Origin of the sequence: Vibrio sp. 10N.222.55.C6, from assembly GCF_041473395.1 — a bacterium.
GTDB lineage: Bacteria > Pseudomonadota > Gammaproteobacteria > Enterobacterales > Vibrionaceae > Vibrio > Vibrio crassostreae_C.
In genome coordinates this window covers 98,960-114,912 of record NZ_JBFRSD010000003.1, presented here as the reverse complement: position 1 = coordinate 114,912, position 15,953 = coordinate 98,960, and the positions used below count along the sequence as shown (strand labels likewise).

Genomic DNA, 15,953 nt, shown 5'->3' with positions numbered 1-15,953 from the left:
GCTAGATGCTAGATGCTAGAAAATAATAAGCCGCTGGGGTTCAATCCAGCGGCTTTTTTGTATGTTCTGGGAATCATTATTGCCCCATTACCAGTCAGAGTTAACAGAATGTTAACATGTATTTGCCCTACTAAAAGTAATCCCTTGTCTGTTGGATATTTGCAAGGCAAACTGCTGGGCAAAAGTTCGAAAACACTCTGAATGTCTAAAAATCGCCATATTTTTCGAAACTAGGGATTTTATATCATTGGCTTTTCGGTTTCGGTTTCGGTGGCTGAAAGTTTGGGATAATTTGAAAACCATTTGGACATAGCTATGCCTGTACTCTTACCAGAGTACTAGCGGCAGAAGTTTCATAATTTCTGTTGCGCTGCGCTTACAAACCGATAAGAACATAAATCGATATCTACTTAGCCATCTTTACATACCTTTACATCACATGACGTTATCTTACTTACATTAGTATATTCTTAAGTAGTGAAACAAAGAGAAGGAAAACGTCATGAAAATCAAAAGCACGATAATCGCGTTACTCGGTATCGTTATTGCCTTCGGAGCAATGGCTGGTGGAATGAATAAAGGCATGAATAACAATATGTCACGCCCAGTATTTTCACAGTTTGATCTCGATGGTGATGGCAAGATAACCGAAGCCGAGTTCAATCAAGCACGCTCAGAACGTATTGCCCAGCGAGCAGAAGAGGGACGTACGTTGAAAAATATCAATCAAAGCCACAGTTTTGCTTCGTTAGATAGCAACGCGGATCGCGCTATCTCTCAACAAGAGTTTAATGCTCATCAAGGCATGGTGAACCCCAAAAATACCATGGGCAAAGGCAAAAACAATCAGTAGCTCAATTCAATCAGGCCTCCATTTGTGAGGCCTGACTTATTTTGAGATCAAGGAAGCAAATCCGCTTATGTTGGTGTGCTACCTTTTGCTTAAGGAAAAGCTAATATATAGTAAGGGAATCGCTATGACTAGGTATAGCTGGTTACAAAGGGCTCTGTTTGTTCCTCCTGTTTTGTTGGGCATCGCGTTATTGGTGATCGCACCAGGGATGAAGGCTGAACCGCCTAATGCGAGTAATACGGCTGCTAAAAAGGTGGTTCGGGTGTTGAAAGTCGAGCCGCGAAATATCCAACCTTCTGCCATCGGATATGGACATACCGAGTCTGTTCAAGACTGGCAGGCACAGTCTGAACTTGACGGCGCGGTTGTGTGGGTTTCTGAGCAATACAAAACGGGCGCTATTATCCGCAAAGACAGCGAACTCCTTAGAATTGACCCCACCGCTTATCAACTTACTATTGCCCGTTTGCAAGCTGAGCTTGAAGTGCTAATGCTAACGAATCAGACCATTATCGATTCGCTCAAGATTGCAGAGAAAGAGTTTGAGGTACAACAGTCAGAATATGCCCGCTCAATCAAATTGAGTGAAACCGGGCATATCTCCAAAACAGAGAAAGACCGCGCGACCAAAGACTTGCTCAGCAGCCAGCAACAGCTCCAGACACAGAAAAACCAACTGGCAATTAATCAAGCGCAGCAAAAGGTTTTGCAAACGGAACTAGCACTTGCAAACCGAGATCTCGAACAAACCGTAATTAAAGCCCCATTTGATATTCGCATTGTCGAAACCTTGGTTGGACTCGCCGAGTATGTCAACAAGGGGGAATTGCTGCTCAAAGCGGATGACATCGATGCCGTTGAGGTTCGCGCGCAGTTTCCGCTTGGTAAAATGCGTCCGCTAAGAAATTCCAATCGCTTTGACTCGCTTGACGAAGATGTTCATAGCAACTTGAGCGCGACAGTCGAGCTCCAAGCAGGCGATAAAGTAATTACTTGGCCTGCCGAGATCAGCCGCTCCGGCGGTGAAATCGATGCTCAGACTCAAAGCCAAAGCCTGGTTGCACAAGTAAATCAGCCCTATCAGCAAGCCATTCCCGGGGAGAAGCCACCACTTATTCGTGGGACTTTCGTTAAAGTCACGATTAAAGCACCAATGATGGAGCAACAAGTCTTGCTACCGATAAACGCCATCCATGATGGTAAAGTTTACACTGTCTCTGAAGGTAAACTGAAAAGCAAACCTGTCAGGATAGATTTCGTCCAAGGGCAGGTTGCGGTGATCAAATCTGGCGTGGAATTCGGTGATGTGGTTGTGCTAAGTAAACTTTCACCCGCCGTTGAGGGGATGGCTTTACAACCGCAACCGGATGAGAAAATCGGCCTTTGGTTGGATACGCAGAGCGGATTTAAAGCCCTAAACGCGATTCAGAAAGAGGGCAAATTATGATCGCTTTTTTTGCTCGGCACACCACTGGCGCCAATGTCCTGATGATGGCGGTACTGCTGTTAGGGGCTTTTGCCTTGCCCAAACTGCAGAAAGACACTTTTCCGTTGACGCCGACCAAAAATATTGAGGTTCGGATCGTTTATCCGGGCGCGTCACCTTTTGAGATGATGGAAGAAGTGTGTTACCCGTTGGAAGATTCTCTCGATAAGCTGAGTGGAATTAAAGAGTTAAGCTGTGATGCCCGAGAGAGTTTGGTCATCGCCAATGTGGAAATCGGCGATGATGAAGACATTGACACTTTAACCAGCGATATTCAACAGCAGGTTAACGCCATCAGTGATTTTCCGGATCGAGTTGAGCAGATCACGGTGTCGAAACTGGACCGAGTGGCAACGATGGCCAGTGTCGCGATTACCGGCAATATGTCAGATAGGGACTTATATCTCTATGCCCAACAAATTAAGCACAAGTTAAAAGAGAGCCCATTGATCGCTCAGGTGACCGTGAGCGGTTTTGCGGATCAAGAAATAGAAATTCGCGTATCGCAGTGGAAGTTGCAGCAGTACGGCCTGAGTGTGTCCGACTTGTCCAATCTAGTACAACAGCAAAGTATCAGCACTCCTGCTGGCGTATTTAGTAATGACTTGGAAGAGATCAGCGTCCGCTTCGACCACTTAGGCAGCAACGTCAGAGACTTCGAAAATATCGTGATTAAATCCAGTGAGACGGGGACTCAGGTTCGCCTCGGTGATGTTGCCGTTATTCAGCAGAAGTTCACTAGCGATGAAAATCAAATCCTGTTCAATGGTCAGCGTGCCGCTTTGCTTCAGGTGTCCAAAACGCAATTTCAAGATACCTTAACGGTCAAAGATGCGATCGTCAGCATCGTTGAAAAAGAACAGGCGAGAGCCCCTGAAGGCGTCGCTTTAACCATCACCCAAGATTCCAGCACCAATATTATTGAGCGTCTGAGAATCCTCACCAGCAATGGCGCACAGGGATTAGCACTGGCATTTTTGATGTTGTGGGCGTTTTTTAATATTCGCTTTAGCTTTTGGGTCACCATGGGGCTGCCGGTTTCATTCCTTGGCGCCATTTTTGCGATACAACTTCTCGGTTATACCCTGAATATGATGACGCTGGTCGGGCTGATTGTCGCGATTGGTCTGCTAATGGACGACTCGTTGATCATTGCAGAAAACATCGCTGCCAAGAGGCAACAAGGGCTACCCGCGTTTGACGCTGCAGTTGAAGGTACCAAACAAGTCTTCCCAGGTGTGATTGCATCGTTTGCTACCACCATCATGGTGATAGGGCCGCTGATGTTTCTCACAGGCAAGATGGGCGAAGTACTACGCTATATTCCCATCGTGTTATTGATTACCTTGCTTGTTAGTCTGATAGAAGCTTTCTTGATCTTGCCGTCTCATTTGGCACATAGCCATACTGAATCTCGCTCTAATCCTATACGGGACAAGTTCATTGCCGGTTTTGAAAACATCAGAGACAGATTCTTTGTGCCAGTGAGTGTCAAGGCGATGAATGCACCTTATCTTTCAGTAGGGATATTGGTGATGGTGGTGATGATTTCAACCGCTTCCATTTCGTCAGGTTGGCTGAAATTCAAAGCCATGCCTGCCTTGGAAAGTGATGTGCTGCAGGCGCGTATCTTGCTCCCTCAAGGCAGTTTACTGAGCCAGACAGAGGCGGTGGTGGAGAAGGTTTCAAACGCGCTTGATGAACTCAACCAAGAATACGCAGAGAAATACCCAAGCTCAAAACCTTTGGTCGCGAGCACCACGATCATGTTCAACTCAAATGCTGATGCTAATGAGTCGGGGCCGCATATGGCAACCGTCAGTGCCGATCTATTGCCAGCGCAATTTAGGCAGCAGAGCATTAAAGATCTGATCCAAGATTGGAAACAAAAAGTAGGCCCTACGGCAGATGTGGTTTCACTCAAGTTTACCGATAAAGAACGGGGCATTGCTGGCAATGGCATTGATATTCGGGTTCAGGGTGAGTCGTTACAAGAGCTCAATCAAGTCAGCCGCTCGCTGGTGAAATGGTTGAAGGGATTTGACGGTGTCTATAACCTCTCCACCGATCTGCGTGAGGGCAGAACCGAATTTCACGTTAACCTTAAAGATGAAGCTGGCGTGATGGGAGTTAATGCTTCCAACATTGCTCAAACGCTGCGCAGCGCGGTAAAAGGCAGTACTGATCTGACGGTTTTCCAACAAGGCGAGCTGGTGGATATTAGTGTGAGACTGGATGAGTTTACGCACCAAGCTAGCCTGTATGAGTTGAATAACTTGATGGTGACGGCAGGCAATGGAACCCTAGTTCCATTATCAAGTGTTGCGACGTTTGACAGAAAACAAGCCTTCTCGCGAATTCACCGCATTAATGGGATGAACACTGTGGTTGTGCAAGGCAATATCGATACGCGGGTTGCCAATGCGCGTGAAATCATGCTGCAGTTCAATAGCGAATTTGTCTCGCAAACTCAACACAAATTCCCAGACATCACCTTCACCTCGCAAGGTCAGGATAAAGAAAGCTCAGATACGGGCTCCTCGCTGGCGACCTTCTTTGCTCTTGGCGTGGTGGGGATTTATCTTATTTTAGTGTTCCTGTTACAAAGCTACACTCAACCGATTGCTGTGCTGCTGGCAATCCCTATGGGCTGGATTGGTGTGGTATGGGGGCACTTGGGCATGGGGTTCGATTTGACTATTCCAAGCTTGGTTGGCTTTGCTACCTTAGCGGGTATCGTCGTTAACGATAACATTCTGTTGGTCAATTTTATTAAGAAGAATATCGCCCAAGGCGAGCGCTTGATAGACGCTTGTCGAGAGGCGGTACGTGACCGATTTAGAGCGATATTTATCACCTCGTTAACCACATTTGCAGGATTGCTTCCACTGTTAACCGAAACCAGTACGCAAGCGCAATTTCTGATCCCGTTAATTGCCAGTATTGCGTTTGGCTTAGTCTCGGCTACGTTACTAGCGTCAATTGTTGTGCCTTGCGTGCTGCTTATTTTGGACGATTTAAAGCTGACCAAATGGGCAGAAGGTGCTCAATCTTCCCTTTGAGGCCCTTGGGAGTGCATGCTGAACCATGTCATTTAGCCCGGCATGAAAATGGTAGTTTGCGTAGAATTTATTTGGCGATTAAACCCTATCACTGACTGCTGTTTTTTTGCGTACAAAAAACAATAGGGTCAGGTCTTGTCTTTTGCTCTTTGGTGGCAGTTTTTCTATCAGGTTTAGTTATTTGTCATACCTGAAGTTATTAGTCATTTGCTAATGTTTGATTTTCCAAAACTCATTTCTGTCCAAAAGTTTGTTATACACACATCCACTATACGGTGATCCCTACACCACACTCACCACCAAAAAAAGCGCAGACCTTTCGATCTGCGCTTGTGGTTATTGTCCCGATAACACTGTTTAAATCGTTTTCAATTAACCCACGTTCTTACGTGCGTTTTGGAACATACGCATCCAAGCGCCATTCTCGCCCCAACCTTCCGGAGACCAAGAGTTTGCAACCGTACGGAATACACGCTCTGGGTGAGGCATCATAATTGTCACGCGGCCGTCAGTCGTTGTTAAACCTGTGATAGCGTTTGGCGAACCATTCGGGTTATTCGGGTATTGCTGCGTTTGGTTACCGTTGTTATCAACGTAACGTAGAGCAACCGTACCTGAGTTTTCAATCGCGTTTAGGTGGTCGTTATCACGTACTTCTACGCGGCCTTCACCGTGAGAAACAGCGATTGGCATACGAGAACCTTCCATGCCGTTGAAGAATACAGAATCTGACTTCTGAACTTCTACTAGGCTGAAACGTGCTTCAAAGCGCTCAGATTCGTTGCGAACGAAACGTGGCCAGTACTCTGCACCAGGGATAAGTTCACGTAGGTTAGACAACATCTGACAACCGTTACACACACCTAGAGAGAAGGTATCTTCACGCTTGAAGAAGTTTTCAAATTGCTCACGAGTAGAGTCATTAAACAAAACCGACTTAGCCCAACCTTCACCAGCGCCTAGTACGTCACCGTAAGAGAAGCCACCACAAGCCACAAGGCCGTTGTACTCTTCTAGAACTGCTTGACCCGTAAGGATGTCGCTCATGTGAATATCAGTTGCTTCGAAGCCTGCACGGTCGAATGCTGCTGCCATTTCAACGTGAGAGTTAACACCCTGCTCACGTAGAATCGCCATCTTAGGCTTAGCGCCAGTGTTGATGAACGGTGCAGCAATGTCTTCGTTTACGTCAAAGCTCAGTTTCACGTTCAGACCTGGGTCCGAGTTGTCTTTCTTCGCTTCGTGTTCTTGGTCAGCACATACTGGGTTATCACGCAGACCTTGCATCTTGTGCGTTGTCTCAGCCCAGATAGTACGTAGTTCAGTACGGTTACGTTCAATCACTACAGACTCGCCAGACTTAATCACTAGTTCATCTGATGCTTCCCCTTCACCAACAACGCTGCCAATCACATGAGAACATGCTTCTAGACCGTTAGCTGCAAGAGTAGAAAGTACTGCGTCTAGGTCGTCGTTACGGACTTGGATTACTGCACCTAGCTCTTCGTTGAACAGTGCTGCTAGCGTGTCTTCACCTAACGCTTCAATGTTTGCATTAACACCACAGTGACCTGCGAATGCCATTTCTGCTAGCGTTACGAATAGACCACCATCGCCTTTATCGTGGTAAGCGACAACTTGGTCGTTCGCTACAAGTGCTTGAACGCCTTCGTAGAAACCTTTTAGTTGCGCTGCGTTGTCTACGTCTGCTGGCTTGTCACCAAGCTGCTTGTAAACCTGTGCAAGTGCTGTTGCACCCATACGGTTTTTGCCGTTACCTAGGTCGATAAGAACTAGGCTTGTATTACCTTTGTCAGTGCGAAGCTGAGGAGTAATCGTCTTACGAACATCTTCAACACGTGCAAACGCAGTGATAACAAGAGATAGCGGAGACGTTACTTCTTTCTGCTCGCCATTCTCTTCCCACTTAGTCTTCATCGACATTGAGTCTTTACCCACTGGGATAGTTAGACCCAGAGCTGGACATAGTTCTTCACCAACCGCTTTAACCGCTTCGTAAAGACCTGCATCTTCACCTGGGTGACCTGCTGGAGACATCCAGTTAGCCGACAGTTTAATGTGTTTGATATCGCCGATGTTGGTCGCTGCGATGTTAGTAATTGCTTCACCAACCGCTAGACGAGCCGATGCGCCGAAGTCTAGAAGTGCCACTGGCGTACGCTCACCAAGAGACATAGCCTCACCGTGGTAAGAGTCGTAGCTTGCCGCTGTTACTGCGCAGTTAGCAACAGGAACCTGCCATGGACCAACCATTTGGTCACGAGCTACAAGGCCTGTTACCGAGCGGTCACCGATGGTGATAAGGAATGTTTTCTCAGCGACTGTTGGCAAGCGAAGAACACGGTCAACCGCTTCGTTCATCTCGATGCCAGAACGGTCAATCGCAGGGTTGTTAGCTTTTAGCGTTTTCGCGTCACGGTGCATCTTAGGTGTTTTACCTAATAGGATGTCCATTGGCATGTCGATTGGCGTGTTGTCGAAGTGTGAATCTTCTAATTTCAGATCACGTTCTTCAGTTGCTTTACCAACCACTGCGTACGGTGCACGTTCACGCTTACAAATCGCGTCGAACGTTGCCATGTCTTTATCAGCAACCGCCATTACATAACGCTCTTGAGATTCGTTACACCAGATCTCAAGTGGGCTCATGCCCGGCTCATCGTTTGGCACGTCACGTAGATTAAAGATACCGCCACGCTCGCCATCGTCGACTAGCTCAGGAAGAGCATTCGAGATACCGCCCGCGCCCACATCGTGGATAAATGCGATTGGGTTCGCATCACCAAGCTGCCAACAACGGTCGATAACTTCCTGACAACGACGCTCCATCTCTGGGTTTTCACGTTGTACAGAAGCGAAATCAAGATCTTCAGAAGAAGAACCAGAATCCATTGAAGATGCCGCACCGCCGCCAAGGCCGATGTTCATCGCAGGACCACCTAGAACGATTAGGCTTGCACCTACCGGGATCTCTTTCTTCTGAACGTGCTCATCACGGATGTTGCCAAGACCACCAGCTAGCATGATTGGTTTGTGGTAACCACGCACTTCTTCACCTGCGTGAGAGTTTACTTTCTCTTCGTAAGTACGGAAGTAGCCAAGTAGGTTTGGACGACCAAATTCGTTGTTGAATGCCGCGCCACCAAGAGGACCTTCAAGCATGATATCCAGAGCAGTAACGATACGGCCTGGCTTACCAAAGTCAGTTTCCCAAGGTTGAACGAAGTTCGGGATCTTAAGGTTAGATACAGAGAAAGCAACAAGACCCGCTTTTGGCTTACCACCAATACCGGTTGCGCCTTCATCACGGATTTCACCGCCTGAACCTGTCGATGCGCCTGGCCACGGTGAGATTGCCGTTGGGTGGTTGTGCGTTTCAACTTTCATCAAGATGTGTGTTTTTTCTTGGTGGTAGCTGTACTGGCGAGTTTCTGGATCTGGGAAGAAACGACCAACTTCAGAACCTGTCATTACCGCTGCGTTATCTTTATAAGCAGACAGAACATGTTCTGGTGTCGTTTCAAAGGTGTTCTTAATCATCTTGAACAATGATTTTTCTTGCTTAACGCCATCGATAGTCCAATCAGCGTTAAAGATCTTATGACGACAGTGCTCTGAGTTCGCTTGTGCAAACATCATTAGCTCGATGTCCGTCGGGTTACGACCTAGCTTCTCAGTGAAGCTTTCAAGAAGGTAATCAATCTCATCTTCTGCAAGTGCAAGACCTAGGGTAACGTTTGCTTTTTCAAGCGCTTTACGTCCACCAGTTAGTAGGTCAACTTCCGCATAAGGAGCAGGCTCAGCAACGGTAAATAGTGCCGCCGCTGATTCGAAGTCAGTGAAAACCACTTCCATCATACGGTCGTGCAGGATTGCTTTCAGCTCAACAAGTTGAAGTTCAGAAAGTTCAGCAGAGGTTTCAATGTAGAAAGCAGTACCGCGCTCTAGACGTGACACTTTAGCCAGTCCGCAGTTGTGTGCGATATCTGTTGATTTTGAAGACCAAGGCGAGATAGTGCCTGGGCGTGGCGTTGCAAGCAGCAGTAAACCTTCAGGTTCATGCTCTTCAATCGTTGGACCGTAAGTCAGTAGCTTTTCTAGCTTCTCAACTTCAGACTCATCTAGGTCTGCCGTTAGATCAGCAAAGTGGGCAAACTCAGCGTAAATACCTGTTACAGGTAAGCTTAATTCACGACAAAGCTCTAAAAGCTTGTTAACACGAAACTCAGATAGAGCTGGGGAGCCACGCAAAATTCTCATGTGCTTACGTCTCTTATGCAGTTGATTAAGGTAGTATTGGAATAAATTCAGTGGGTTAAAGGAAAAACCTAACTGTTTTCTTCGAAGCTATTCCCGAAGGTTTAAAAACCTATGCCGATCCCACCTCTTCAATGCGAGCGCATTATAAAGCATTTCTTTTTGTGACGTAACACCAAAAGCAACCGTTTGCGTGATTTTTTTTATCTTTCTGCGTAAATGGTACTTTTGCTGCATTTATCACCACTTTTACAACTGTTTAATTAAACCTGCTTTGCCAGCCTTGCGGGGTTTGGTATAAAGGAGCTTCCACTTTTCGAGATTTCATTTTGATGCCTAAATTTACGCTCATCTTTTCGTCTAAGTTCCTTCTGCTCGCCATCGCCCTATTTGGGTTGGCTGGATGCCAGATTGAATCTGAACCTAAAAGTGTCCTTGAGCAGATACGAGATCGTGGCGTTCTTCGTGTCGGCACCCTAAATAACCAACTCTCTTATTACATCGGTCCTGATGGTCCTGCTGGCTTGGATTACGAATTAGCTCGTGAATTTGCGCAGGAGCTTGGTGTAAAGCTTGAGGTTAAACCCGCTTACCGTTTGTCTGGCTTGTTCCCTGCACTGCAGAAAGGCGAAATCGATCTTATCGCGACCGGCTTAACGCAAAACAACAAACTGACACGAGCTTATCGCGCCGCACCTGCTTATTACTACGTAAGCCAACAGGTCGTATACAAAAAAGGCCAGTGGCGACCGAGAAACCTTGAACAACTGATCAATTTCGAGAATGAGCGTCAGGTTGACTTTGTTAAAGCACAAACTGAATCAGAAGAGGCGGCGTCTACTGACACATTAACGCCATCTTTGGTTGTGGTGAAAGACTCACACTTTGAACCAACACTCAAACTGCTGCAGAAAACGCACGATGACTTCATCTATGACGCGGTTGGCAATGCAGACATCAATGACCTGCTAAAAGAAGTATCAACAGGCGAACGTTTATTCACAGTGGCCGACTCTATCGAGCTATCACTGGCGCAACGTTTGTACCCAGATGTTGCCTTGGCATTTGAGCTGACAGAAGACCAACCTATCTCTTGGTACCTAAATAGATCGGAAGATGAAAGCCTGTATGCTTTGCTGATTGAGTTCTTCGGTAACCTAAAACAGTCTGGTGAACTGGCTTCACTAGAAGAGAAATACATCGGCCACATCGGCACTTTTGACTACGTTGATACTCGTGCCTTTATCCGCGCACTGGACAGCAAGTTGCCAAAATGGTCGCCGCTATTTCAAAGGTACTCTCAAGAATTTGATTGGCGCTTGATTGCCGCTTTGGCCTACCAAGAATCACACTGGAACCCTGTTGCGCGCTCACCAACGGGTGTTCGTGGCATGATGATGTTGACACTGCCCACCGCGAAGAGTGTTGGGGTAACCAACCGTCTCGACCCGAACCAGTCGGTACAAGGCGGTGTTGAGTACCTGCGTCGTATCGTGAACCGAGTACCAGATTCAATCACTCAACACGAAAAGATCTGGTTTGCACTTGCTTCATACAATGTCGGTTACGGGCACATGATGGACGCGCGTCGCCTCACGAAGGCACAAGGTGGCGATCCCGATGCTTGGGGCGATGTGAAAGACAGACTGCCTCTGTTAAGACAGAAGAAGTACTACAGCCAAACTCGCTACGGCTATGCGCGTGGTGATGAAGCTAGAAATTACGTTGAGAACATTCGCCGTTATTACCAAAGCATCATCGGCCATGTAAATAAGCGTAATAAAGAACAAGAAGAGAGTCTTGAGGGTTTGATTGTCATCCCACCTTTAGAGACTTCTAGTGCTGAATCAAGCATTAGCGCTGCTGAATCGACAGTAAGCAGTTCTGAGCCTTCACAGTAAAACCCAAAAGAGCAATGCCATCTAGCATTGCTCTTTTTTATTGTCTTTTTTCGACTCTTCTTTCGTCACTAAGGGATAAGGGAAGCAGGCAAGAAAATGATGATGAGATCTAGAGTGTCATATTGCAGTAACAATCGAACCTTATAACGGCACACCACAATCAAGATTATGCTCTGTTGCACTGCAATGCTGGCTTTAGACTAGAACTGCTCTTCTATTTAAGCCAAGCGTGCGACAGGCCAAACAAACGAATAACACTATAATTAAATCGTTAGTCCAAACTAAAAAGTCAGACGACAAATAGGAAATCATTGAAATGATGAAGAAACTGAAATCGAAACGCCTTGATAAGACCGTTGCTGCAAACCGTCGTAAGCGTATGCTTTCAAATAATAAGAAGAAGATCATTTGGCGCAATCGCGCTTTCATGCAGATGATTGCTGAGTAAATGTAGTTACTCAGTCAGTTTGCTTGGCACTCTTGCGATAGAGAGTGCCGAAAGTACGCTGCTATTTCTTATTGCCAGCCTTCATCTCTGCTTCTAAACGCTGCTCTTCCAACAGACGTTCTTGCTTTCGCTTCTCTTTTATCTCTTTTCTACGACGCTTGAAAAACGCTTGTAATTGCTCACGGCACTCTTCCTCTAACAAACCATGTTCAACGTCGGCATAGTGGTATGAGGCCTGGCTTTCAAACAAATTCAACACTGTACCTGCAGCGCCTGCTTTTAAGTCTGGAGCACCAAACACAATGCGCTTTACTCGGCTGTGTAGCAAGGCACCTGCGCACATTGGGCAAGGCTCTAGCGTAACGTATAAAGTGGTATCGAGTAGCCGATAGTTTTCTAAGGCTTGACCGGCTTTACGCAAGGTTTCAATTTCTGCGTGTGCCGTAGCATCGTGGCTGCCAATCGAACGGTTCCATCCTTCAGAGATAATCTCCCCATCTTTTACTAATACTGCACCAACAGGAACCTCTCCCTCGCTCTCTGCTTGCGTAGCCACCTCGATGGCGCGTCGCATGAAGATTTCATCTTGAGGGGTAAATTGATGGTCTGACAAAGGGAACTCCAGAAACAAAGGATAAAAACGAAAATAGGTATGCGGTGAAGCATACCTAATCTTAGAGATAATGAACAATAAAGAGGTAATAGACAACAACAGACAATGAACCATTGCCGCTTGCTGGTTGGTCGAACTGTTAGCTATTAGCGTCTTCTATGTGATCGGCTATTGGCGTCGCTTTGATACTCACAATGCGATTGTTCTCAACAGAGATAATTTCAAACTGCCACTGCTGGTATTGAACAACTTCGCCTGCATCCGGTAAGCGCCCTATTAACCATGTCACAAGGCCATTCAGCGTTTGGAAGCTCTCGCTTTCGCCCTCAAAATCCGATAGCTCTAAACGGTTTTTCAGTTCACTGATAGGAATCAATCCATCCACCAACAAACCGTCTTCCACTTGCTCGGTCCAAAGATCGTTCGGATTATTCGATAGCTCGCCAGCAATCGCCTCAAGAATATCGTAATGAGTCACAAGACCTTGAACATCGCCATACTCGTCGACAATGAATGCCATCTCGGTGACCGACTCTTTAAAGTAGCCAAGTAGACGCAGAGCTTTCATCGATTCTGGAACATAGATCGGCGAGCGAGACAGCCCCATGATCACCTGAATGCTTAGATTGCCCGCCTGATTCAGCAAGGCTTTGGCTGACACTGTACCCACCACTTTATTGAGGTGATCTTGGCACAATGGAAACACACTGTGTTTTGATGAACGCAGTTTCTTTAATATCTGCTCAACGGGTTGGTCGACATCCAGAAAGTCGATGTCTCGACGCGGAGTCATCAATGAGCTCACAAGACGATCATCAAGCTGCAAGATATTACGAATCATCTCTTGTTCGCCGCGTTCAATCACACCCGATTCTGAGCCCTCTTTCACAAGTGCATGGATATCATCTTCGGTAACGCTATCTTCTTCACCGCCTCGGCCCATCAACTTAAGAATACCTTCCGTTGAAGCCGACAACGCAAACACAAACGGCGTCGCGATTTTAGATAACCAGAAGATTGGCAGCGCGACTAACACAGCAATGTTTTCAGCTTGAGACTGAGCAAAACGCTTTGGTACCAACTCACCGACAACGATAGCGAAATAAGTAATACCTACCACCACAACCGCAGTAGACAAGATGTTCGCTTGTGTTGGGTCTAGTCCCCACAGTTCAAGTTGAACGGCTAGTGGAGCCGATAGCGTCGCCTCACCCACAATCCCGCTGAGTAGGCCGATTACCGTGATACCGATTTGGATTGTAGAGAGGAAGCGGGTTGGGTTTTCTTTGAGATCAAGAGCAACCTGAGCGGAGCGGTGTTTTTCGGCTAAGCGTTTCAGCCGACTATTTTTTGCTGCTACCAATGCAATCTCAGACATGGCAAACAGACCATTTAAAACAATTAACCCTACTAAAAGCAGAATTTTCATGTGGCTTGGATTTCCTAAATTTACCGGCCAACAATTAGCCGTAATCCGGAGTATAAGCTGAGTGCCTTTATTTTGAATATAAAAAGCTTTGGATATAGAAAGTTTTGGATATAAAAACCTTGGATATAAAAAACGGAAAAAATAGCGAAAAAAAGCCCGCACATTTCGGTGCGGGCTTAGCAATGAATAAAGCTTAGTTTTGCTTAGTTCAATCTTACATTGTGTAAGTGTAAGGTGCTTGGATACCTAGTGGGATACCAAGAGCCCAGTAAGCTAGCAAGAAGATAGACCAACCGATTAACATCGCAATCGAGAATGGCATCATTAGAGAAGCTAGAGTACCGATACCTGTCGACTTAACGTAGCGCTGACAGTAAACAACAACCAGTGGGAAGAACACCATTAGTGGAGAGATGATGTTAGACACTGAGTCACCTACACGGTAAGCCGCTTGAGATAGCTCAGGAGAGATACCCACAACCATTAGCATTGGAACTAGGATAGGACCAATCAGTGCCCACTTAGCTGAAGCAGAACCAACAAGAAGGTTAACTGCAGCCGTTAGTAGAATCATACCAACAACCGTTGCTTCACCTGGAAGGTCCATCGCTTTCAAGCCTTCAGCACCGTAAAGTGCCAGCATAGTACCGATGTTTGATTGAGCGAATGCAGATAGGAACTGAGCACAGAAGAACGACATTACAATGTATGCGCCCATCGTTGCCATCGTCTCAGACATTGCTTTGATAACATCATTACTATTCTTGAATGTACCCGCTACACGGCCGTAGACGATACCCGGAATAATAAACAGGATGAAGATCAGAGGAACGATAGACTTCATTACTGGTGCTGAGAACGCCGTTAATTCGCCTTCAGGTGAACGAAGTGCTGAGTTTTCAGGCATTAGAGCCGCGATAAGCAGACCAATACCGGCAACCATTGCCCAACCAGCGAATTTGAATGCTTTAGATTCAATGGCTGTGAACGTACCTAGATCAGGTGCTTGTTCTGCATCTTCATCTACAGGCGTATTAGCAAGACGAGGCTCGATAATTTTCTCTGTAACGTACCAACCAATTGCCACAATTAGAATTGAAGACAAACCAGTAAAGAAGATGTTCGCTAGAGGGTTGATCACATATGCAGGGTCAAGAACGTTTGCCGCTGTTTGAGTGAAACCAGCTAGTAGCGGATCAATACCTGAAGGGATAAAGTTCGCTGAGAAACCACCTGATACACCAGCAAACGCTGCTGCAATACCCGCTAGAGGGTGACGACCCGCAGCGTGGAAGATGATACCGCCAAGAGGGATTACTAGAACGTAACCTGCATCAGCTGCTGTGTGAGACACGATAGCAACCAAGATTAGCATCGGCGTTAGTAGCTTAGCTGGCGTGAAGTTAAGCATCTTCTTAAGGCCAGTCGTAATGAAGCCTGAAGAGTCTGCAACGCCAACACCTAGCATAGCAACAAGTACGATGCCTAGAGGTGCGAAGCCTGTGAACGTGGTAACCATATTCGCTAGGAAGCTAGCAAGCGCTTCACCAGTTAGTAGGTTGTTTACTTCAAGAGCAGCACCCGTTTGAGGGTTGATTAAGTCGAATGAAAGATTCGATAAAAGTGCAGATGCTACCCATACAATAACTAGAGCCCAGAAGAACAGGATTGCTGGATCTGGAATTTTGTTGCCGGCGCGTTCAATGAAGTTTAGAAAGCGGTCCATACCACTGATCTTCTCAGTCGATGGTGCTTTTTTTACGGCTTGGTTACTCATTGTAACTCCATATGTGATGTTGTTTTGTTTAGGCCTAATATAAGTTTTGACCACGGCCTATTGGTACAGCACATATTCTATTAAAGTCGTTGTTAAAAAGCACAAG

General features: G+C 46.4%; 8 protein-coding genes and 1 pseudogene. 5 read left to right on the top strand and 4 right to left on the bottom strand.

Features of this window, described 5'->3' with window-relative positions; translation table 11 throughout:
* Positions 1-502 precede the first annotated feature (502 nt).
* The 3 genes from AB4486_RS04210 (at position 503) to AB4486_RS04200 (ending at position 5,401) form a co-directional block, all read left to right on the top strand.
* Entirely contained in the window at positions 503-853 is a 351-nt protein-coding gene (locus AB4486_RS04210; RefSeq protein WP_017059884.1) for an EF-hand domain-containing protein, read from the top strand.
* Positions 854-977: 124 nt separating this feature from the next.
* Entirely contained in the window at positions 978-2,300 is a 1,323-nt protein-coding gene (locus AB4486_RS04205) for an efflux RND transporter periplasmic adaptor subunit (RefSeq protein ID WP_032545691.1), read from the top strand.
* Positions 2,297-5,401 carry an efflux RND transporter permease subunit gene (locus AB4486_RS04200; protein ID WP_372116557.1) on the top strand — a complete coding sequence of 1,035 codons (3,105 nt, stop codon included), beginning with the start codon at positions 2,297-2,299 and terminating at the stop codon, positions 5,399-5,401. Before AB4486_RS04205 ends, AB4486_RS04200 begins: the two co-directional genes overlap by 4 nt.
* A 372-nt stretch (positions 5,402-5,773) precedes the next feature.
* Here AB4486_RS04200 and purL read toward each other — a convergent pair whose 3' ends face one another.
* Complete coding sequence (gene purL, locus AB4486_RS04195) at positions 5,774-9,682, bottom strand: phosphoribosylformylglycinamidine synthase (RefSeq protein ID WP_372116555.1); 3,909 nt, start codon at positions 9,680-9,682, stop codon at positions 5,774-5,776.
* A gap of 329 nt (positions 9,683-10,011) precedes the next feature.
* On the opposite strand from purL, the gene mltF reads away from it, so the two are divergent.
* Together mltF and AB4486_RS04185 are read left to right on the top strand one after the other, a co-directional pair.
* Entirely contained in the window at positions 10,012-11,580 is a 1,569-nt protein-coding gene (gene mltF / locus AB4486_RS04190) for a membrane-bound lytic murein transglycosylase MltF (protein ID WP_372116553.1), read from the top strand.
* Between the two features lie 316 nt (positions 11,581-11,896).
* A complete protein-coding gene (locus tag AB4486_RS04185; protein ID WP_017059878.1) occupies positions 11,897-12,028 on the top strand; it encodes a hypothetical protein in 132 nt (43 codons plus the stop codon).
* 61 nt (positions 12,029-12,089) lie between these two features.
* On the opposite strand, the pseudogene tadA reads toward AB4486_RS04185, so the two are convergent.
* The 3 genes and pseudogenes from tadA to AB4486_RS04170 all read right to left on the bottom strand — a co-directional run bounded on the left by tadA (position 12,090) and on the right by AB4486_RS04170 (position 15,847).
* Positions 12,090-12,694, bottom strand: a pseudogene (gene tadA, locus AB4486_RS04180) (tRNA adenosine(34) deaminase TadA).
* An 86-nt stretch (positions 12,695-12,780) separates the two neighbouring features.
* Entirely contained in the window at positions 12,781-14,070 is a 1,290-nt protein-coding gene (locus AB4486_RS04175) for a hemolysin family protein (protein ID WP_372116551.1), read from the bottom strand.
* Between the two features lie 214 nt (positions 14,071-14,284).
* The gene (locus AB4486_RS04170; protein WP_017059875.1) at positions 14,285-15,847 is read right to left on the bottom strand and encodes an AbgT family transporter; all 1,563 of its coding nucleotides are present in this window, start codon (positions 15,845-15,847) and stop codon (positions 14,285-14,287) included.
* Between the last annotated feature and the right edge of the window lie 106 nt (positions 15,848-15,953).

Coding starts and splice junctions, on each gene's coding strand:
- AB4486_RS04210 (WP_017059884.1), top strand. CDS start 503: ATGAAAATCAAAAGCACGATAATCGCGTTACTCGGTATCGTTATTGCC.
- AB4486_RS04205 (WP_032545691.1), top strand. CDS start 978: ATGACTAGGTATAGCTGGTTACAAAGGGCTCTGTTTGTTCCTCCTGTT.
- AB4486_RS04200 (WP_372116557.1), top strand. CDS start 2,297: ATGATCGCTTTTTTTGCTCGGCACACCACTGGCGCCAATGTCCTGATG.
- purL (WP_372116555.1), bottom strand. CDS start 9,682: ATGAGAATTTTGCGTGGCTCCCCAGCTCTATCTGAGTTTCGTGTTAAC.
- mltF (WP_372116553.1), top strand. CDS start 10,012: ATGCCTAAATTTACGCTCATCTTTTCGTCTAAGTTCCTTCTGCTCGCC.
- AB4486_RS04185 (WP_017059878.1), top strand. CDS start 11,897: ATGATGAAGAAACTGAAATCGAAACGCCTTGATAAGACCGTTGCTGCA.
- AB4486_RS04175 (WP_372116551.1), bottom strand. CDS start 14,070: ATGAAAATTCTGCTTTTAGTAGGGTTAATTGTTTTAAATGGTCTGTTT.
- AB4486_RS04170 (WP_017059875.1), bottom strand. CDS start 15,847: ATGAGTAACCAAGCCGTAAAAAAAGCACCATCGACTGAGAAGATCAGT.